This is a genomic window from Neisseria weaveri (assembly GCF_900638685.1).
Classification (GTDB): Bacteria; Pseudomonadota; Gammaproteobacteria; order Burkholderiales; family Neisseriaceae; genus Neisseria; species Neisseria weaveri.
On the sequence record NZ_LR134533.1, the window covers coordinates 948,463 to 969,254 of the forward strand.

The 20,792-nt window shown below is 48.5% G+C and carries 21 protein-coding genes; 5 read left to right on the forward strand and 16 right to left on the reverse strand.

Annotation, left to right across the window (positions count from 1 at the left end; genetic code table 11):
* Positions 1-19: 19 nt before the first annotated feature.
* From EL309_RS04635 to EL309_RS04685, 11 genes are all read right to left on the reverse strand, one after another.
* The gene (locus EL309_RS04635) at positions 20-532 is read right to left on the reverse strand and encodes an OmpH family outer membrane protein (protein WP_036494738.1); all 513 of its coding nucleotides are present in this window, start codon (positions 530-532) and stop codon (positions 20-22) included.
* 100 nt (positions 533-632) lie between these two features.
* On the reverse strand, positions 633-3,026 hold the full coding sequence (gene bamA, locus EL309_RS04640) for an outer membrane protein assembly factor BamA (protein WP_004285983.1): 2,394 nt from the start codon (positions 3,024-3,026) through the stop codon (positions 633-635).
* A 3-nt stretch (positions 3,027-3,029) separates the two neighbouring features.
* On the reverse strand, positions 3,030-4,370 hold the full coding sequence (gene rseP / locus EL309_RS04645) for an RIP metalloprotease RseP (RefSeq protein ID WP_172795987.1): 1,341 nt from the start codon (positions 4,368-4,370) through the stop codon (positions 3,030-3,032).
* Between the two features lie 13 nt (positions 4,371-4,383).
* On the reverse strand, positions 4,384-5,571 hold the full coding sequence (ispC, locus tag EL309_RS04650; protein WP_004283153.1) for a 1-deoxy-D-xylulose-5-phosphate reductoisomerase: 1,188 nt from the start codon (positions 5,569-5,571) through the stop codon (positions 4,384-4,386).
* A gap of 34 nt (positions 5,572-5,605) precedes the next feature.
* A complete protein-coding gene (locus EL309_RS04655) occupies positions 5,606-6,403 on the reverse strand; it encodes a phosphatidate cytidylyltransferase (RefSeq protein WP_004283154.1) in 798 nt (265 codons plus the stop codon).
* Between the two features lie 5 nt (positions 6,404-6,408).
* Positions 6,409-7,155, reverse strand: a complete 747-nt coding sequence (locus tag EL309_RS04660) for an isoprenyl transferase (RefSeq protein WP_004283155.1) — start codon at positions 7,153-7,155, stop codon at positions 6,409-6,411.
* 23 nt (positions 7,156-7,178) lie between these two features.
* Positions 7,179-7,736, reverse strand: coding sequence for a ribosome recycling factor (frr, locus tag EL309_RS04665; RefSeq protein ID WP_004283156.1), 558 nt, complete (start codon positions 7,734-7,736; stop codon positions 7,179-7,181).
* Positions 7,737-7,992: 256 nt separating this feature from the next.
* The gene (pyrH, locus tag EL309_RS04670; protein WP_004283157.1) at positions 7,993-8,712 is read right to left on the reverse strand and encodes a UMP kinase; all 720 of its coding nucleotides are present in this window, start codon (positions 8,710-8,712) and stop codon (positions 7,993-7,995) included.
* Between the two features lie 285 nt (positions 8,713-8,997).
* Entirely contained in the window at positions 8,998-9,852 is an 855-nt protein-coding gene (gene tsf, locus EL309_RS04675) for a translation elongation factor Ts (RefSeq protein ID WP_004283159.1), read from the reverse strand.
* A gap of 126 nt (positions 9,853-9,978) precedes the next feature.
* Entirely contained in the window at positions 9,979-10,704 is a 726-nt protein-coding gene (rpsB, locus tag EL309_RS04680) for a 30S ribosomal protein S2 (RefSeq protein ID WP_004283160.1), read from the reverse strand.
* Positions 10,705-10,869: 165 nt separating this feature from the next.
* The gene (locus EL309_RS04685; protein ID WP_004283161.1) at positions 10,870-11,073 is read right to left on the reverse strand and encodes a hypothetical protein; all 204 of its coding nucleotides are present in this window, start codon (positions 11,071-11,073) and stop codon (positions 10,870-10,872) included.
* A 146-nt stretch (positions 11,074-11,219) separates the two neighbouring features.
* Here EL309_RS04685 and EL309_RS04690 point away from each other — a divergent pair, with 146 nt between their 5' ends.
* The 3 genes from EL309_RS04690 (at position 11,220) to EL309_RS04700 (ending at position 13,004) form a co-directional block, all read left to right on the forward strand.
* Positions 11,220-11,819 (forward strand): 5-formyltetrahydrofolate cyclo-ligase, encoded by a 600-nt coding sequence (locus EL309_RS04690; protein ID WP_004283162.1) that lies wholly within the window; start codon positions 11,220-11,222, stop codon positions 11,817-11,819.
* Between the two features lie 144 nt (positions 11,820-11,963).
* A complete protein-coding gene (locus EL309_RS04695) occupies positions 11,964-12,203 on the forward strand; it encodes a TM2 domain-containing protein (RefSeq protein ID WP_172795943.1) in 240 nt (79 codons plus the stop codon).
* Between the two features lie 303 nt (positions 12,204-12,506).
* A complete protein-coding gene (locus EL309_RS04700) occupies positions 12,507-13,004 on the forward strand; it encodes an FxsA family protein (RefSeq protein ID WP_004283164.1) in 498 nt (165 codons plus the stop codon).
* 100 nt (positions 13,005-13,104) lie between these two features.
* On the opposite strand, the gene EL309_RS04705 is transcribed toward EL309_RS04700, so the two are convergent.
* The 5 genes from EL309_RS04705 to EL309_RS04730 all read right to left on the reverse strand — a co-directional run bounded on the left by EL309_RS04705 (position 13,105) and on the right by EL309_RS04730 (position 18,167).
* On the reverse strand, positions 13,105-13,971 hold the full coding sequence (locus EL309_RS04705; protein WP_004283165.1) for a GNAT family N-acetyltransferase: 867 nt from the start codon (positions 13,969-13,971) through the stop codon (positions 13,105-13,107).
* 341 nt (positions 13,972-14,312) lie between these two features.
* Positions 14,313-14,816 (reverse strand): GNAT family N-acetyltransferase, encoded by a 504-nt coding sequence (locus EL309_RS04715; RefSeq protein ID WP_004283168.1) that lies wholly within the window; start codon positions 14,814-14,816, stop codon positions 14,313-14,315.
* A gap of 33 nt (positions 14,817-14,849) precedes the next feature.
* On the reverse strand, positions 14,850-15,383 hold the full coding sequence (locus EL309_RS04720; RefSeq protein ID WP_172795988.1) for an isochorismatase family protein: 534 nt from the start codon (positions 15,381-15,383) through the stop codon (positions 14,850-14,852).
* A 129-nt stretch (positions 15,384-15,512) separates the two neighbouring features.
* Complete coding sequence (argJ, locus tag EL309_RS04725) at positions 15,513-16,730, reverse strand: bifunctional glutamate N-acetyltransferase/amino-acid acetyltransferase ArgJ (RefSeq protein WP_004283170.1); 1,218 nt, start codon at positions 16,728-16,730, stop codon at positions 15,513-15,515.
* The gene (locus EL309_RS04730) at positions 16,731-18,167 is read right to left on the reverse strand and encodes a chloride channel protein (protein ID WP_372512989.1); all 1,437 of its coding nucleotides are present in this window, start codon (positions 18,165-18,167) and stop codon (positions 16,731-16,733) included.
* 401 nt (positions 18,168-18,568) lie between these two features.
* On the opposite strand from EL309_RS04730, the gene phoB reads away from it, so the two are divergent.
* Positions 18,569-19,267 carry a phosphate regulon transcriptional regulator PhoB gene (phoB, locus tag EL309_RS04735; RefSeq protein ID WP_004283175.1) on the forward strand — a complete coding sequence of 233 codons (699 nt, stop codon included), beginning with the start codon at positions 18,569-18,571 and terminating at the stop codon, positions 19,265-19,267.
* A gap of 44 nt (positions 19,268-19,311) precedes the next feature.
* Positions 19,312-20,640: a phosphate regulon sensor histidine kinase PhoR gene (gene phoR, locus EL309_RS04740; protein WP_004283177.1), complete on the forward strand. Its 1,329-nt coding sequence runs from the start codon at positions 19,312-19,314 to the stop codon at positions 20,638-20,640.
* The last annotated feature ends 152 nt before the right edge of the window (positions 20,641-20,792 follow it).

Consider the following 20,792-nt stretch of genomic DNA (forward strand, 5'->3'; position numbering starts at 1 on the left):
GTCTGAAATTTGCAGATACTTATTTTGCATTTAAAGCTTTAATCACACTGTCGGTAATATCAAACTTACTGTTTACATATACCGCATCCTGCAAGATTAAGTCATAGCCTTCTTTCTTGGCTAATTCGACAATGACCCGATTGGCATTTTGCTGTAAAGCGGCAAATTCTTCATTGCGGCGAAGGTTATATTCTTCCGCCAATTCAGCCTGTTGGTTTCTAAATACCCGAACCAATTCTTTCCATTCGGCGCTTAACTCTGCCCGCTCATTTTCCTGCAGCTTTCCTGATGTCAGTTTCTTCTCAAGATTCTCACCTTTTTCCTGCAACTTTTGTAAGGCTTGATAGCGGCTTTTAAATTCCCTATCCAGATTCTTTTGAATATTCTGCGCCTGAACGGATTCCAAATGGATACGCTCGGTGTTGATAAAGCCGAGTTTCTGCACACTTTCCGCCGCAAATGACGAAGCACTGATAACAAATCCTGCCATCAAAGAAGCAGTCAAATATGAAAAACGGGATACTGATTTCATAAATAATCCTTTTGCTTGTTTCGGCATCAAGGAAAACTCCTGTTCCAAATCTCTGCCTTGGAAACAGTTCACAAGGCAGAGAAATAAGGAATATTAATTTTTAGAATGTTGTACCCAACTGGAATTGGAAGCGTTGGATTTCATCATATTTTTTCTTCTTCAGCGGATAAGCATAACTGAATTTCATCGGCCCCAACGGAGACAACCACGTTAAAGCCGCACCGGAAGAGTAACGCAATTCGTTTTTGAACGTAGACTTATGGGTCGTACCTAAACCGTAGAAATTCTGCTTTTTACCGCCACGCAATTCGCTACTGTTGTCATCATAAGTTTTGCCGTCCCACACACTGCCGGCATCGGCAAACAGGCTCAAGCGGACAGTACGGGAATCTTTGATACCCGGCATCGGAAACAGCAATTCAGCAGACACATTGGCTTTTTTGTTACCACCGTAACTGATGACGCTGCCGTCTTCATCGAATACTTTCGGCCCTAAGGTACCGCTTTCATAACCACGTACCGATCCCAAGCCGCCACTATAGAAGTTTTCAAAGAACGGCAGTTCTTTGGTTTTACCGTATCCGTTGGCATAGCCGACTTCTCCGCCTAACATCAAAGTAAAGGTTTTATTGATTGGGAAGAACCAGTTTTGATTATGCACTAAGCTATAGTATTGCAAACGGCTGCCCGGCAAACCGACTTCACCGTTAATGCCGGTAATATAACCGCGTGTCGGCCATAAAGCACTGTCGGTTTTATTACGGCCCCAGCCGATATTACCTTTATATACCCAACCTTTGAATTTGCCGATGCCGCTGGCGTGGTCACCATAATCACGGATAAAGTCGCGGTAACGTTTCGGTGCGCTCTTGTAGGTGTTAACCGTCATATGTTCCGCACCTAAACCGAAATTAACACGGTCATACTCGGTTACAGGCACACCCATACGCAAACCTCCGCCGATAGAGGACGTTTTGTATTGCTGTACGGTTGAAGAAGCTTTACGCGGATCAAAAACCTTACCGTACACGTCGTAGCCCAAACTCACACCATCAGGCGTAAAATAGGGGTCGGTAAATGACAAAGAAACGTTTTGCGTGGTTTTACTTCTCGATGCACGGGCCGCAACGGATTTACCGGTACCGAACAAGTTGTCTTGCGCTACGCCCAAAGCCATCACCAAACCGGTTCCTTGAACCCAACCGGCACTCAAATCAATCGAGCCTGTCGAACGTTCGTTCACGCTCATGTCCAAATCTACTTGGTCGGGCGTACCGGCAACAGGGCGGGCTTCAAATTTCACGTCATCGAAATAACCCAACAATTCCACACGTTCTTTCGAGCGTTGCAGTTTTGAAGTGTCATAAGGTGCTGCTTCCATTTGACGCAGCTCGCGACGAATCACTTCATCGCGCGTTTTATTGTTACCGCTGATGTTGATTTCATTTACATAAACTTTGCGGCCGGGTTCGACATGCAATACAAAATCGACAACTTTGGTTTCCTGATTCGGCATAGGCTGTACATTAACTTCGCTAAACGCATAGCCTGCACTACCCATGGCCGTCTGAATTTCCTGAAGGCTGTCGACCATTTTTTCACGTTCGTACCATTTACCTTCTTTCATTGTCAGCAGCTTATATAAATCTTCTTTCGGTACTTCGCGCGTGTCGCCTTCAATTTTGACTTTACCCCAACGGAAACGCTCACCTTCGCTAACGGTTACTTTAATCGTCTGCTTAGTTTTGTCTTCATTGGTTTGGATATCCGTATCGACGATGTGGAAAGCAAAATAACCGTTGTTTTGATAAAAATCGGTGATTCTTTCCATATCTTGAGCGAATTTCTGCTCATTGAATTGGTTGCTCTTGGTTAACCAAGTAAAGAGACCGCCATCGCTCAAAGACATTTGGCGACGCAGTTTACTGTCTGAATAGCGTTCGTTACCTTCAAAATCAATTTCGGTAATTTTCGTACTTTCGCCTTCTTCGATTTTAATATCGACAGAAACACGGTTTCGTGCCAAACGGTTGACTTCAGGAGTGATTTTTACGGATTGCTTACCGCGCCCTAAATATTCCTGCTTCAAGCTGGCAATCGCTTGGTTCAATTTTGCCTGATCAAAAGGCTGGGATTGTCCCAAACCGAAAGCATCCAAATTTTTCTTAATCGCATCATTGGGCAGAATTTTTGCACCGCTGACGGTCAAGCTGTTAATGGTAGGACGTTCGACCACTGTCAACAACACTTGATTATTCATGGTTTCAACACGCACATCATCAAAGAAACCGGTTGCATACAGGTTTCTGATGATTTCATCGCTGAGGCCGTCTGTAAAAGTATCGCCTACTTTAACCGGAAGATAATTGAATACCGTACTCGGTTCGGTACGCTGCAAACCTTCAACACGAATATCCTGAATTGTAAAATCTGCCAAAGCCAAAGGAGAAAGGCTCAACAGCATTAAGGTTGAAGCAATGTGTTTTAGTTTCATAAGTTATCCAAACAAACGGTTTATATCGTTGAAAAAAGCCACCAACATCAACATTAACATAACCATTAAACCCAAGCGGGTACCTATCATCTGTATGCGCTCGCTTAACGGCCGTCCTCTAATCCACTCGAGGGTATAATACACCAAGTGCCCGCCGTCCAAAACGGGAACGGGCAACAAATTCATTACTCCGAGGCTAACGCTGACCAATGCCAAAAATTCCAAATAACTCTGTATTCCGATAGCCGCAGTCTTACCTGCCACATCTGCAATGGTCAAGGGGCCGGAAATATGATTCAGCGAAGCCTGTCCGGTAACCAGTTTACCGAAAAATTCCACCATCATCACAATATAACTGCGGGTTTTCTCTTCGGCCATCTGAAAAGCAGCGGTTACAGACGGCATATAACTGTAACTGATTTGTTTGTTCCAAGCTTCATCGGGCTTCGCTGCCAATCCTACCTTACCGATCAGCGTCCCGTCTGCCAGCTCTTCCGAATCGGGACGCAGTTGGGTTTGCAATATATTACCGTTGCGGCGGTAATCAACAGTTAAGGCTTTGCCGGGGCTGCTGCGGAAAACGGTAACCCAATCTGCCCAACCGCCGGAAGCCGCACCGTCAACAGCAAGCAATTCATCATTTTCTTTCAAGCCCGCTCTATCTGCCGCACTTTCAGGCACAACCGCGCCGATACGGTTGGTAATCTTAAACGGAGACAAACCGATATGGCCTTGTTGTTGGACAACTTTATCGGCCTCACTGCTGCCTGCAATGTCTATCGTCCGAACAGCTTCCTTACCCTGTTCAGTTTTAACGGCAACCTCTACTTTGGCAGATTCCAAGTTAAAAACAATTTCGGTTCTGGCATCTTGCCAAGTGCGCACCGGCTTATTATTAACGGCTACGATAGTATCGCCAACCTGAAAACCGGCCTTCGCAGCCACACTGACGGGCTCAACCGTTCCGACCACCGGCTTGATCTCGGTTACGCCGAATAAAAAACTGAAAGCAAACAGTAAAACAGCCAAAATCAAATTTGTCAGCGGGCCGGCTGCCACAATAGCAATCCGCTTGGCCGGGTGCTGTTTGTCGAAAGCATAGGGGATATCCGCTTCCGCAACATTTCCCTCACGGGTATCAACCATTTTCACATAACCGCCGAGCGGAATCGGTGCCAAGCACCATTCGGTATCACCACGCTTTTTCTTTAGAAACGGCGTACCGAAACCGACACTGAACCGAACCACTTTCACACCGCATAAACGCGCGACGATATAATGGCCGAACTCATGCAGACTGACTAAAATCAGAATGGCAACAACAAAAGCCAATACAGTAATCACAACTTCCATTTCCTTATCTGCCTAAAGCAGCAACATACTGCCGTGCCTGAATACGGGTTTGCGCATCTTGCGCCAACAAACTTTCTATATCCTTGAGGCCGTCTGAAAAATCTTGTGCCAAACAATGCGCCACAATACGGGCAATATCGGTAAAACGTGCTTTTCCCGCCAAAAATGCAGCCACCGCTTCTTCATTAGCGGCATTCAGCACGCACGGCGCACCGCCTCCCGCGTACATTGCATCATAAGCCAATTTCAAACAGGGAAAGCGGTTTAAATCAGGCTCTCGAAATGTAAGCGCCGACAATTTTCCAAAATCCAACGCCCCAACGCCCGATTCGATACGCTCGGGCAAACCCAAACAATAGGCAATCGGCGTACGCATATCGGGATTGCCCATTTGAGCCAATACCGAACCGTCCAAATAACGCACCATACTGTGGATCACACTTTGCGGATGTATCACAACTTCCAGCTTGTCGGGAGGGCAATTAAACAGCCAATGCGCCTCGATTAATTCCAAGCCCTTGTTCATCATTGTGGCCGAATCCACCGAAATTTTCTGCCCCATAGACCAGTTAGGGTGTTTGACCGCCTGCGCAGGCGTAATATCGTCAAACGTACTTAAATCCGTATCAAGAAAAGGACCGCCGGAAGCAGTCAAAATAATCGATTGAATGCCGTGAACATTCAGACGGCCTGAATAATCTTGAGGCAACACTTGGTAAACCGCATTATGCTCGCTGTCTACCGGCAATACTTTCGCTCCGTTTTCACGGGCGGTTTCCATAAACAACGCACCGGATACCACCAAAGTTTCTTTGTTGGCCAGATAAATGGTTTTACCCGCTTTAGCAGCAGCCAGCGCAGAAGGCAAACCTGCAGCACCGACAATAGCCGCCATCACGCCCGTCACTTCTGTGGCAGACGCCACATCAATCAAAGCCTGACCGCCGTACAATACTTCGGTTTGACAGCCGGCGGACTTCAAATACTGCTCCAACTGCCCTGCATGTTCCGCATCGGCCACAACGGCAAAACGCGGTTTAAACCGCTCGCATTGTCGAGCCAATTTAGCAACCTGTTTGTGTCCTGCCAAAGCAAAAATGCGGAATTTATCCGGATGGCGGGCAACCACGTCCAAGGTACTCTCACCTATGCTTCCCGTGCTGCCCAAAATGGTTAAGACTTGTTGTGTCATAATTTGTTTCTTTAAGAGGCCGTCTGAAAAAAAATCAGCCGAATATCGCCATCATTGCCGCATATACGCTCACCACTGCAATCAAACTGTCAATACGGTCAAATACACCGCCGTGCCCCGGCAATAAATGGCTGCTGTCTTTCATGCCGACAGCCCGCTTCAACATGCTTTCAAATAAGTCACCGCCGATGCTGACAACGGTCAACAACAACGACAGCAACATCACCGCAAACCAGGAAGCATCAAAACTCAGCCAACCCATACTGCGGACAATCGTCATATAAATCAGAACGCACAACGCGCCGCCAATGGCACCTTCCCAGCTTTTACCCGGACTAACGGAAGGAGCGATTTTATGCTTGCCGAAAGCCTTACCGAAAAAGTAGGCAAAAATATCGGCAACCCACACCAAACCCATCACAGCCAGCAATGACTCTGCCGTTTCAGGATAAGGTCTCAACTCAAGCAACCCGAACCAGAAAGGCAGCATCAAGCTCCAGCCTAAAGTATAACTGCGCCAATTACCATGCAGTTTCCAGCGTTTTACCAGCCATACAGGTACCAATACAAACCACAATAGCAACACGCCGAACCAAGCCGACGGTGAAAGTTTCCAACCGCCTGAAGCGGCAAAAAACATAAAAATAGCCGTACCGATCAAATAAGGAGCACGCTCATCAGGCTTGATCCTCGCTAAGCGGCTGAATTCCCACAGCGCCAGCAGCGCAATCAATCCGGAAAATACAGCCCATAAACCGCTTGATGCCGAGAACAGCATACCCAGCATCAACGGCAACAATATCAACGCAGTCAATACCCTTTGTTTCAACATAATTATTATCCCCGCTGCTGTTCCGCCGGCAATTGCTCCGATGTTCTGCCGAAACGCCTTTCTCTGGTCTGATACGACATAATGGCTTTATCCAACGCCTCCGAATCAAAGTCCGGCCATAAAGTATCGGTAAAATACAGTTCTGAATAGGCCAACTGCCATAGCAAGAAATTACTGATACGGGTTTCCCCACCCGTTCTGATAAACAAATCCGGCTCCGGTGCTTCCGACAGCATCAAATACCGACCGAGTTTTTCTTCCGTAATTTCCGTTTCACCGGCACGAACCAGCTTATTTACTGCCTGAAGAATATCCCAACGGCCGCCGTAATCGGCCGCAATCGCTAAAGTCAACCCCGTATTATTGGCCGTTAAGGCTTCAGCCTGCTCGATGCCGCGACGGATTTCTTCATTAAACCTCTCTCGGCTGCCCAATACCTTCAAGCGCATATTGTTTTCATGCAGACGGCCAACCTGTTTTTGCAAAGCCTGAAGGAACAGCCCCATTAAAAACGATACTTCTTCTTCAGGCCGTCGCCAGTTTTCAGTAGAAAAGGCAAATACGGTCAGATACTGCACACCCAACTCTGCACAGCGCCGCACCATTTTTTCCAACGCGTCCAAACCGCGTTTATGCCCCATAATGCGCGGCATAAAGCGTTTTTTCGCCCAACGTCCGTTGCCGTCCATAATGACGGCAATATGACGCGGTATATGCGTATGCTCCAAAATGGTTTGAGTGCTGCTTTTCATATCTGCCTCTACAATACCGGTTATCAGATAGCCATCAAATCTTCTTCTTTGGCGGCGAGCATTTTATCGACTTCGGCAATGTGCTTATCAGTCAACTTTTGGATCAATTCTTCACCGCGGCGCGCATCGTCTTCGGAAATTTCTTTATCTTTCAGCAAACGTTTGAAATCATTGTTGGCATCACGGCGGACATTGCGGATAGCGACACGACCTTCTTCCGCCTCACCGCGTACCACTTTAATCAGGTCTTTACGGCGCTCTTCAGTCAGCATCGGCATCGGAACGCGGATCAAATCACCGATAGATGCAGGGTTCAGACCCAAATGCGAATCACGAATGGCTTTTTCAACTTTGGCAGCCATATTGCTTTCAAAAGGCTTCACGCCAATCGTACGGGCATCCAACAAAGTTACGTTTGCCACTTGGCTCACAGGCACCATACTTCCCCAATATTCGACTTCCACCTGATCCAGCAGACCAGTATGCGCACGACCGGTGCGCACTTTAGACAGATTTTCTTTCAACACTTCCAAAGAACGCTGCATTTTACCTTCAGCGGTTTTTTGAATTTCATTAATCATTTTTCGCTCTCAAACATATCAAAATCAAAAGGGTATTATACAAGGCCGTCTGAAAAACAGTTTAGCCGGATTGAATCATTCAATAACCTTACATAGTACCGTTATTGAATGGTATAGACAAGATTAAACATTCAGACCACATTGTTTTATTTAAACAATTCATCTCAAGAAAAACGGTTTCAACTTGGCAGAAAGCAAAAAGGCCGTCTGAAAATTTTCAGACGGCCTCTCTATTCAATCTGTGTAACCATCACGATTAATAATGCACCAAAGTACCTTCATCCTCACCGGCAATCACGCGTTTCAATGCACCTTCTTTGGCAATACCGAACACCACAATATTCAACTTCTGTTCGCGACACAAAGCAAATGCGGTTGCATCCATCACACGTAAGTTTTTACTGATGGCTTCGTCAAAGGTAATGGTTTGATAACGGGTAGCCGAAGGATCTTTTTTCGGATCGGCTGTATAAACACCGTCAACATTAGTGGCTTTCAGCATAATGTCGCAGTTCATTTCCGCACCGCGCAACGAAGCCGCTGTATCTGTAGTAAAGAAAGGATTACCCGTACCGGCAGCGAAAATCACGACTTTTCCCTCTTCCAAATATTGAATGGCTTTGGGACGAGCGTAGGTTTCGGCAATCTGCTGCATGCTTAATGCGGATTGTACGCGGGCTTTAATGCCCAATGATTCAAACGCATCTTTCAAGGCCAACGCATTCATCACGGTAGCCATCATACCCATATAGTCGGCAGTTGCACGATCCATACCTTGGGCTTGGGTGGCAACACCGCGGAAAATATTACCGCCGCCAATTACAACGGCAACCTGCACGCCCATGTCCACAACTTCTTTCACTTGCCCGACAATCTGCATAATCGTTTCACGATTGATACCGAACGCATCCTTGCCCATCAGGGCTTCGCCGGAAAGTTTCAATAAAACACGTTTGTATTTAGTCTGTTGTACCATGGGAACACCTTACTTTTTGTGAGAAAATGATTGCAGGCCGTCTGAAAATAAATCATACCGCCTTAAGAAAACCAGAACGTCGCACTGACGTTTATTTTATCCATTTTGGATAAACAATTCAAAACAGCTTATTTATTTCAAATCAAAATAATTCAATAAACCGATTTGAAAACAGGTACTTTTTTCTGAAAGTGGCCAAACCGGACTGCATTATCCCGCTCACCACCCTCAAAAAAAAGCACCCCGATTCAATCATGAATCCGAGTGCTTTATTTTTACAAGCTATTAAACCTTAGCAGCAGCAGCAACTTCGGCAGCGTAGTCAACTACAGCTTTTTCGATACCGTCACCTACTTTGTAACGTACGAAGCTTACTACCTCTGCACCTTGCTCTTTCAAGAACTGGGCAACGGTTTGATCAGGATTCATAACAAAAGCCTGACCGTTCAATGTTACCTCAGCCAAGAATTTCTTAATGCGGCCTTCAACCATTTTTTCGGCGATTTCGGCAGGCTTGCCTGATTCAATGGCTTGTTGGGTGTAAATACGGCGTTCTTTTTCAACAGTTTCCGCATCCACTTCGTTTTCAGACACGCATTGGGGTTTAGCTGCAACGATGTGCATACCTACTTTGCGGGCAACATCTTCAGAGCCTTTGAACTCAACCAACACACCTTCGGTAGCCAAAGCACCATGGATGTAAGCGGTCAGGCTGTTGGCAGTTTCGATAACTTGGAAACGGCGCACAGACATGTTTTCGCCCAATTTGGCGATGATGGCTTTACGCTCTTCTTCAACCAAGTTGCTCAGCTCTTCAACAGAAGCAGGTTTTTTGGCAACGGCAGTTTTGGCAACAAAGTTGGCAAATTCTACGAAGCCGGCATCTTTGGCTACGAAGTCGGTTTCACAGTTAACTTCAACCAAAGCACCTACGTTGCCTTCGATAGCATAAGCCAATACCCCTTCGGCAGCGGTACGACCGGCCAGTTTACCGGCTTTGGCACCTGATTTAACACGCAGGATTTCTTCGGCTTTTTCCATGTTGCCTTCGGCTTCAACCAAAGCCTTTTTACATTCCATCATACCCAAACCGGTAGCGGCACGCAGATCGGCAACCATTTTAGCGGTAATTGCAGACATTCTTAACTCCTTGAATCTTTGGAAAAGTATGGCATTACCCATACTTTGAAAATTGTATGCTGCAGCTTTCAATTCAAGCCGCGCATTCTAAAAAAAGGGGCGTTAAGCCCCTCTTTATCGTATGCCTTACTCGGCAGCAGCTTGGGCAGCCGCTACAGTTTCTTGGATAGCTTGGTTTTTGCCTTCCAAAACCGCATCGGCCATACCGCGGCAGTACAGACGGATAGCTTTAGCAGAGTCATCGTTACCCGGGATAACGTGTTTTACACCGTCCGGGCTGTTGTTGGTATCCACAACGGCGATTACCGGAATACCTAATTTTTCAGCCTCAACCAGAGTACCTTTTTGGTAACCGGTATCGATAACGAAGATTGCGTCAGGCAGACCTTTCATGTTTTTGATACCGCCCAATGAACGCTCCAGTTTTTCAACTTCGCGTTGCATATCCAAGATTTCTTTTTTGTTGAAACCGCTCTCGGCAGCATTTTCCAAAATTGCCGCTTTTTCTTCCAGACGTTTGATAGACTGTTTAACGGTTTTGTAGTTGGTCAGCATACCGCCCAACCAACGGTAATCAACGTAAGGCATACCGGCACGGGTAGCTTCTTCACGGATGATTTCGCGGGCTTGACGTTTGGTACCTACGAACAGTACGGTACCTTTGTTAGCAACCAGACGGCGTACCACTTCTTGTGCTTCTTGGAACAGCGGCAGGGTTTTTTCCAAGTTTACGATATGGATTTTGTTGCGCGCGCCGAAAATGTATTGTTCCATTTTCGGGTTCCAGTAACGGGTTTGGTGACCAAAGTGAACGCCTGCTTCAATCATCTGGCGCATAGTAATTTGAGACATAATTTTCCTTCAAAGGGTTAAAGCAAACACTTCGACGCATAGAACTTAAAAAATTAAGCACCCTTTTGGCGTAAAGTGCGAGCATTGTCGATTTAAAAATAATTTTCCGCTTTGCAAAATCGGAAACCGAAGAATTATATAAGATTTCCGACATGATGAAAAGTTTTATTCGTTTTCATTCCTCACTTGTTGCTTTTCTTGTAATTTCATCAACTTATTCCGCCGGCGCACGCTTCTTGCCCAGAAGAAAAAAGCTGTCGGCAATACCGACCAAAACAGAAAATAAATCAATGCCCGTTCAATGCCGGGCTGCGCTGCGGAAAACAAAACGGTTACAAAAAGATAGCCGATAATAAAAATATGCGTCATTTATTGTCTTTCTGATGTCTTTCAAAATGGTCTGTGGTGAACCGGTAGTTTGTTTTTCAGACGGCCTCTTCCGGCTGCGGGTTGCCAACTGCCGGAGCTTTAAGCTAGCCTTTGTGCTTTGCCGTTTATTTTAAAGGCCGCTTTCTATGCTGTCTTCCGAAAAAAAATTACTCCGCCGCCACTTCCGTATGGCGAGAAAAAATTTAACACCCGAACAAAGGCTGAATGCGACCAAACGCATCAACCGCCTGTTGAAACCGTTTATCCGCAAAAACAAGCGCATCGGTGTGTATTGGCCTATAGGTTTCGAATTGCAGCTGGACATATTCAACAAAACGGCCGTCAGGCGCGGTGCCAAACTGTATTTGCCCTATATCGAGCCGCACTCTTTGCGTTTGTGGTTTTCGCCTTATCCTGAAAATGAAGCGGCAATGGAGCGAAAACGGGGTAACAGCCGCCTGTTTATCCCTCAATTTCAAGGTAAAAAAATCCGTGCGGAACAGCTGCATATTTTACTGGTGCCGTTGGTAGGCATCGACAGGCAGGGTTACCGGTTGGGACAAGGCGGCGGTTATTATGACGTATCGTTATCGCATACCCGATACCGTTTGCAGCCTTCTACCATCGGTGTCGGTTTCGGTTGCCAATTATGCGAATCTTTACCGCGCGAAAAACACGATATGCCTTTAAAAACGTTTGTTTGCGAGCAAGGTGTTCTACATTTCAAGCCCAAACGTGTAAGATAAGGCCGTCTGAAAAAACTTTGAGCTTGTAGAAACCAAAACGGTTTTTCGTGTTTTTACGAAAAACGGCCTTTAATTACCGGAAAAGCGCACTATTTTGTTTTGGTAACCCGTTCGATGACCTTACTGCAATCAAAAGGAAAAACCATGCACAACCAAGTTTCTTACGCCGCTTCTTATCCGCATACCTGCAACAAAGCTCTGTATGTGGCTATGGCCTTGCTGTTCGGTACGTTTGGCGTACACAAATTCTGTGCGGGCCGTGTGTGGATGGGAATTTTGTATTTTCTGCTGAGCTGGACGTTTATCCCGACCGTTATCGGCATTATCGAAGGCATTTTGGCTGCTTTCAAGCCTACGGATTCATTGGGCGCAATCATCGTTTAACCGCATTTGATTTTAATTATTCGGCAGAGGCCGTCTGAAATTTTCAGACGGCCTCTGCTTCTTTCTATTTAGCTCAACCTGAATACTCAAGCGGTATTTTTACGTTTTTTTACCGCATGACTTTTGATAAAACCGGTCTGGAAAATTCAATATAACCGTATGAAATAAATGAAAAATCAGATATTTAAAATATCACTCCGGTTCAAGGCGTCCCGACTCTTGAATCAACTTCCCCGATAAACCTTGAAACGGCCGTCTTTTATCGCTATGTTATTGGCTCACTTCAATAAGGAACCAAACACAATGCAATTTTTCGGTATCGGTTTTTTAGTCCTTCTGTTTTTGGAAATCATGTCCATCGTTTGGGTAGCCGACTGGCTGGGTGGCGGCGTAACCTTCGGCTTGATGGTGTTAAGCTTCATCTCCGGCATTTTCATGCTGCGCAACACCGGTGTATCGGGCGTATTGATGGCAGGCGCCGCCATGCGCAACGGCGGGCAAGTTTCCCTATACCAATTATTGTGGCCGATACGCTATACGGTTGCCGCTTTAATGCTGATGAGTCCCGGCTTTGTTTCCCTGATTTTAGCCGTTGTATTACTGCTGCCGTTTAAAGGCAAGCCGGTTGCCGATATGTCGAATACTTTTACTTACGGGCAAAATCCGTTCGAGCCGCACAACCCGAACCGCCAACCGCACGCCAACCGCCACGACGAAGACATTATAGAAGGCGAATACACGGTTGATCCCGACAACAACCAAGCAAAGCAGCGCAGTTATATCGAACACAAACACGATTAAACACAATTGCAAAAATCTGATTGATGAAACAAAAGGCCGTCTGAAATTTCAGACGGCCTTTTGCTGTGGCGGATAACCCGAATATTGCTCCGAATCCGGTTTAGTCGGCAATATTGCAGGTGAAATGATGGGCGCTGATTTTGAAACCGTTGATGAAATACAAACGGTGTGCCTGTGCACGTTCATCGCCCACATTGGAATCGATATGGATTTGGTGAATGCCTTCCTCACGGGCAATCTCTTTCACCCGCTCCAACAAACGCGAAGCATAACCTTTGCCGCGGCTTTGAGGAACGGTTACCACGTCATCGATATGGATATGGCGGCCGCTGACCAAATTGGTTTCTTCGCGGAAACCGCAAATTGCCACCGCATTGTTTTTGCCGTCTTCAAAAATCCCCAACAAACGGTAGCCCTGACTGCGCTGCATATTATTGACCTGTTCCACAAAACGGGAAACATCGGTCAACATCGGGCGCAAAATGCTCAATGCGGCAAAGGCGGTAATGGTTTCCTCAAACCCGATTTCGCGCAAAATACCGGTTTCCGTTGCAACAGCAGGCTGAACAGCCGTTTCCTGAACGGCTGCCGCAACAGTTTCTTGCACCGCCGTTTCTTGCGGTTCGGCCGAAGCGGCCACAGGCTGCTCTTCCGCCGCTTTAACCGCGCCTTCATGCTCGTCCAACAAAGTTTTGCAGTCCATCACACGTAAATCGTTGTCTGCGGCAAAATCCATCAGGAAGCGGAACATTGCCGGATTGATTTCTTCCAGCTGCTTGTCCACCGCTACGCAGCGCACTTTATCCACCAGCATGGGTCTGACCCATTTGTGGTAAGACAGGCGGTTGGTCTTGTCGAATGAAGAAAGAATACCGCACAGGCGTTCGGCCCAATCGCTCGGACGGAACGTCTTACCGTTGCTGGTTGTACCGTGAATCACAATTTCGTATGGATTACAAACTAACATGAGGTTCTCTGGAAACAATTTTTAGAATGGAAACTGAAAAACCGTGCACCGCCGTACAGATCACACCTGCCAACAATTACCGGTTAACTGTCAGATTATACCCGACAGCCGGACAACTCCCAAATTCCGCCCGACAGCAAACCGTATTTTCAGACGGCCCCAATCAAGCGACCACTCCCAATGTTTGGCGTAAACAGCAAGCCAAGCTAACATTTTGAGAATTTTATTCTTTTCCCACACGCTTTCTGCAAAGCGGACAACATAAAAAACCAATATTATTGAGTCAGGCCGTGAACATCCGAACATTGCAACAACCGGCAAACCTTATTTTTTCAGACGGCCTAATCAATGATTTTCTTTCCCAGCAGCACAATATCCGCCAACGAAGTTTCCAAATCACACACTTCCGGCAGCCTGCCCCATTCCTGAAAACCGAAAGAGTGAAACAGGTTGATACTGGCATGATTGTGGCCGAAAATCACGGCAATCACGTTTTTAATGCCCAACGACGGCGCACGCTCCAACATACTGCGCAACAACACTTTGCCGACGCCGACGCCGCGCATTCCCTGACGGACATAAATACTGATTTCCGCCGTGATATGGTAGGCATGGCGGGGATAATAATCGCTGAAACTACCCCACGCCCAAATTTCTCCGTCACGGTTTTTCAACACATACAACGGCCTTTTGCCGTGATGTGCATCAAACCATGCCTGCCTGTCGGCTACACTGACGGGCTGTAAATCCGCCGTCGACTGCCTGCCGGAAATCGTACTGTTATAAATGTCGACGATATCGGGCAAATCAGCCTGAACGGCTTCAATAATCTTATATTCTGTCATTTTTCAGACGGCCTCTTTCTCTCTGCGGCAAAATTACTGAATCAATTTGGAAACGGTTTTGAAAGCAGGATGTTTCGCATCCTTCATCAGCATAAACAAAATGCTTTCCACATTGCTGACCACCGCTCCGGCGGCCGCCATCTGTTTCAACGCATTGTCTTTATTCAACGGATTGCGCGAAGCGGTGCATTCAAACGGCACATACACGCTCAATCCGTGTTCGCGCATATCCAGAACCGTCTGCAACATACACACATGCGCCTCCGCACCGATCAACACCACATGCCCCGCCTGTTTGTCTTTAACAAAGGCCTCCACTTCGGGCAACCAAGCCGAAAAGCGGGTTTTCTCCACAACAGGCGCGTCGCCCAACAACAGCTTTACCGCCGGAACCGTCGCACCCAACCCTTTAGGATATTGTTCGGTAACCAACAAAGGCACAGACAAAGCCTGCAGACCCTGCAAAATCAAACGGCTTTTTTCCGCAAACTGCTCATGTTCGTGCAAAACGGGCGTCAAACGCTCTTGAATATCGACAACGATGCAAACGGTATTTTCGGCAGTCATCAAACGGCTCATCGCATTCTCCTTCAGGAATATCAAGTCAAGGCCGCAAATAATACGGCTTTTTCAAACTATAAAGACAAAAAGGCCGTCTGAAAACTATTTTTCAGACGGCCTCATCAAGCTTACCGTTTAAGAACGGTAATCGGCATTAATCGATACATACTCATGCGATAAGTCGCAGGTATAAATCACTGCCCGGGCACGACCGCGCTGCAAATCGACGCGTACGGTAATTTCACTTTCATTCATCACGCGCTGCCCCTGCTCTTCGGTGTAGCTGTCGGCGCGACCGCCATTTTCGGCAACCAGCACATCCCCCAACCACATTTTCACTTTGTCCGCATCCAACGGCACGCCCGAATAACCGATCGCGGCCAACAAACGGCCTAAGTTGGGATCACCGGCGAAGAAAGCCGTTTTCACCAAAGGGGAATGGGCAACGGCATACGCTACTTTACGCGCTTCTTCACTGCTTTCGGCATTTTCCACCTGAACCGTAATCAATTTGGTGGCGCCTTCACCGTCACGCACAATGGCCTGAGCCAACTCCAAAGCCAAGCTGCCGAGCAAAGCTTTAAGCTGCTCGTAGCGCGGGTCGGCAATATTGTCGATTTCGTTTTGACCGTTTTTACCTGTCGCCACAATGACAAAGCTGTCGTTGGTGCTGGTATCGCCGTCCACCGTAATGCTGTTGAACGACATATCCGCCACTTCTTGGGTCAGCAGCTGCAAAATCGGTTGCGAAACTTTGGCATCGCACACGATAAAGCCGAGCATGGTCGCCATATTCGGACAAATCATGCCCGCACCTTTGGAAATACCGGTTGCCCGAACCGTGTGGTTGTTACCGATTTTGCCTTCACGGCTGGCGGCTTTCGGTACGGTATCCGTCGTCATAATCGCGCGTGCCGCTTCATGCCAATGAACCGGACGCACTTTCGGCAACGCATCGATGATTCTGTCGTGCGGCAACGGCTCCAAAATCACGCCTGTGGAAAAAGGCAGAATCTGAGTAGGCTTACAGCCGACTTGCGCGGCAACCGCTTCACACACCGCCATCGCCCGCGCCCGGCCTTCCGCGCCCGTGCCGGCATTGGCGTTGCCGGTATTGATGACCAAAGCACGTACGCCGTCTTCGTCAAACAAATGCTCTTTGGCCAGATAAACCGGCGCGGCGCAAAAACGGTTTTGCGTAAACACCGCACCGACGGTGTTGTCTTTATTCAAAACCATCAGAGTCAAATCGTCGCGGGCCGCTTTTTTCACACCGGCTTGTCCGACAAAAACCTGAACACCGTCTACGCCCAGCAGCTCGGCTGCATCTTTCTCCCTCAAATTGACTGCCATTTATTGCTCCTTTTTATCTTTATCTGTTTGTGCAGGCGTCTGCACGATTTCATCGCGCACCGCTCCGGGTTTTCCCGTTTCGACGGCCTGAACCGGTTTGGCCGCATATTCTTCCTGCACGCGCTGCCTGAAACGCATGCCGGCCGCATGGTAAAACGGTTTCGGTGAAAATTGCCGTGATACCTGAGATGCAAAAATAGCACCAATCAACAACCAGAACAACAAATTCTGCCCGCCTGTCATTTCCATCACCACCACGCTGGACGTTAACGGCGACTGCGTTGCCGCTGCCAAAAATGCAGTCATACAGATCAACACCAGCACATTGACGCCCGTTTCCAGATTGGCAACAGCGGCAATATGCTCGCCCAACATCGCACCGATGGTCAGCGACGGTGTAAAGATGCCGCCCGGAATACCGGCCCAATAAGACAAAATCGTCGCCACCCATTTGGCAACCGCCACGCCGAACGGCGCATCATACATTCTGCGCAACGCACCCGATGCTTCATGATAGCCCGTACCGAAAGTCTGCCCTTGATACAGCGTACCCAGCGCCGCCAAAACCAAGCCGATAATACCGGCCAGCAAAACAGGATGACGGCGAATCCAACCGCGCCATTTCGTCGGCGCAAATGCTGCCATGCCTTTAAACAACATCCGTGCAAACAAACCGCCGGCGATGCCGCAAATCAGTGCACACGCCAACACCCACATCAGCATATTCGGCAATTCGGTACCGTGGAAACCGGAAAAATACGGGTTGTTACCCTGAATGGCCACCTGAATAAAACCGGCAGCCAGCACGCCGATAAAAATCTGACGTTCCCAACGCAGCAAAACATCACGACCCAATTCTTCAATGGCGAATACCACACCCGCCAAAGGCGCATTAAACGCCGCCGCCAAACCGCCGGCCGCACCGGCGGCAATCAAGTCGTTTTCCTGCATGCCTTTAAACGCCAAGTTGCGTTTTTTACACCAACTGCCCCAAGCCGCCATCACGGCCGCCCCGACCTGAACCGACGGCCCTTCCCGCCCGATTGATGCGCCGGCCAACATACCCATAAACGTGAGCGGAATTTTCAGCAGCGTCTGCCACAACGAAATCAAACGGGTTTTCTGCGGACCATAGGGCAAAGACAACGATGCCAAAACCTGCGGAATACCGCTTCCCGAAGTATAGGGCGCAAAACGCTGCGTCAGCCACACAATCAGCGGCAACCCAAACGGCAAAGCCACCCATGCAAACCAAGGATATTTCTGCACCCAATGTGCATTCAACTCCAAAGCATAATCCGCCACTTTGGCAAAACCGAGCGAAACGCCCGCCACCAAAGTCGCGCCCAGCAGCAGAAAAACAAAAGCCAGCGTCTTTTTCGACAACCGCTTGGTCTGCAAAGCTTTATGCGAAACGGAACGCCCGGCCGCATACATTTTTTCTTGCCATTTATTTTTTAGATTATTCATTTTCTGATAATTCGGAATAGTTTTGTAAGACGTAAAAAATCAGGAAACGGTTTCCCCTTCAACCGACAGCGCAAAGACCGGCATTTCATCACTGTTTTTTTCAGACGGCCTTGTAAAGATTCTGTCATTAAACCACCTTATGATGATACCGCATTACCCGCACCGCCAGGAAGCCGTTCGATGCAGGAGCGCAACCTCGGACGTTACGGCCGAAGTTCGTTTACACTACCTGAATACCACTGAATACAAACCATACCGGCCACACAAGCCCCCGAAGATTACATCATCGGAAAATTCCGCTAAACTTCAGCTTCAGGCCGCCTGAAAATTGTTGAAAAACAAAAACACAACCGACAAAGGAGAAAAATATGCCGACCATCCGAGCACTGGTTATCGAAGACGAAAGCGCCATCGCCCGGCTGATTCAAATCACATTGGAGCAGGCCGGCATGGAAGTCGATTGCACAGACAGCGTAGAGAACGCCAAACCGTTACTCAACCGCCAACTGCCGGACATCGTCCTGATAGACTGGATGCTTCCGGGACAATCCGGCATACAGTTTACCAAGCAACTGCGCAGCGACAGCCGTACGCAAGACCTACCGATTATTTTGCTTACCGCGCGTTGCGAAGAGAGCGACAAGGAGCAGGGATTAAATTTAGGCGCCGACGATTATGTCACCAAGCCCTTTTCACCGCGCGAACTGGTTGCCAGAATCAACGCCCTGCTGCGTCGCCGCGCACCGCAAAAAACCGCTCAACAAGTCAGCATACAGGGGTTAACCATCGACCCTGCACAGCAACGCGTTACCGGCAACGGTCAAAACATCGCTTTCGGCCCCACCGAATTCAAACTGCTGCACTTTTTCATGACCCACACCGACCGTATTTACAGCCGCCGCCAACTGCTCGACCAAATCTGGGGCGACCATATTTTTGTGGAAGAACGCACTGTCGACGTACACATCCGCCGCCTCCGTCGCGGGCTGGAAACCGTCGGACTGGAACATTTGATACAAACCATACGCGGCAGCGGCTACCGCTTTTCCGCCAACCCCGATGATTAACCGCCACGTCTGATTTTTTCAGACGGCCTCATATCCCGCACACCATGCACAGTCATTTCTCCACTATCCTGCTTTCCCTGCTCGCCGCCCTGCCGGTCGGATTTATTATCGGCGAAACCACCGGCCTGCTGACCTCATTCAGTCTTACCGTCTCATTCTGGCTGCTTATCCACCTTTACCACACCGCACGTCTGTACAACTGGCTGCAAAACCCCAAACTAAGCACCATTCCCAAAGGCAGGGGCATTTGGAAAGACATATCCGACACCCTGCTCCGCCAAGCCAAGAGCCGCAAAAAAAGCAAACAAAAGCGTGCCAAAGCACTATTCCGCCTCAACCGTATCGCCGAAGCCATGCCCAACGGCATTTTGGTTCTCGACTCAAACGGCCGCATCAAATGGATGAACCCGACGGCGGCCGGACACCTGAATCTTAATCCGCATCTCGACCGCAGCCGCATACTGAAAAGCCTGATTCACGCCCCCGAATTTCACGCCTTTCTCCACAGCGGCAACCGCCAAGCCCTGCCGGAAATCAGCCTGACCGTTCCCGACACATACGACGGATTGCGCACCGTTTTACTTTCCCGTACCGCATTCGGACAAGGCAACACCCTACTGGTTACCCAAGACATCACTTCCGCCGAACGGCTCAACACCGCCCGAGCAGACTTTGTCGCCAATGTTTCCCACGAACTGCGCACACCGCTGACCGTTATCAACGGCTTTTTGGAAACCCTGACCGACTTTCCCGATCTACCCGTCGAGCAGCGTCAGGAGTGCTTGGGTCTGATGCAGGATCAAGGCAAAAGAATGCTTGATCTCATCGCCGATTTGCTGACCCTCTCACGCTTGGAAGACAACCAACATACCGACCACAACCGGCAACCGGTCAACCTGTCCGAGCTGACTTACCGACTTTGTAAAGACGGTCTGAATTTTTCAGACGGCCTCCATCACTTCCACACCGATATCGCGCCCGATATTTGGGTAAACGGCATCAGCATGGATCTGTATAACGCCTTCAGCAATCTCGTTTTCAATGCCGTACGCTACACGCCCGAAGGCGGCAGCATTACGGTTTCGCTGCAAGCCTGCGGACCAAACCACAACGGACACGGCCAAGCACGTTTCAGCATTACCGATACCGGCCCCGGCATCGCGCCCGAACATTTTCCCCGGCTGACCGAACGCTTTTACCGCGTCGACCGAGGCAGAACCCGCCAACAAGGCGGAACCGGTCTCGGTTTGGCCATCACCAAACACGCTTTGGCCAAACACCAAAGCCTGCTGGAAGTCGAAAGCGAAGTCGGCAAAGGCAGCACCTTTTCCGCCAAACTCGACACCGTTCCCCCACCGGAAGCCCTGCCATAATCGGAAGGAATATGCTTCACAAGCAGTAAAACCCCGCCACCCGACCCGTTATCTGCAAAAAAAGCGCCATTTCCGAATCAACGCGGAAATGGCGGGATAACTCCGGCATAAACCGGAAAGCTCCTTTTAAATACAGCCTGGTGACAATCAAG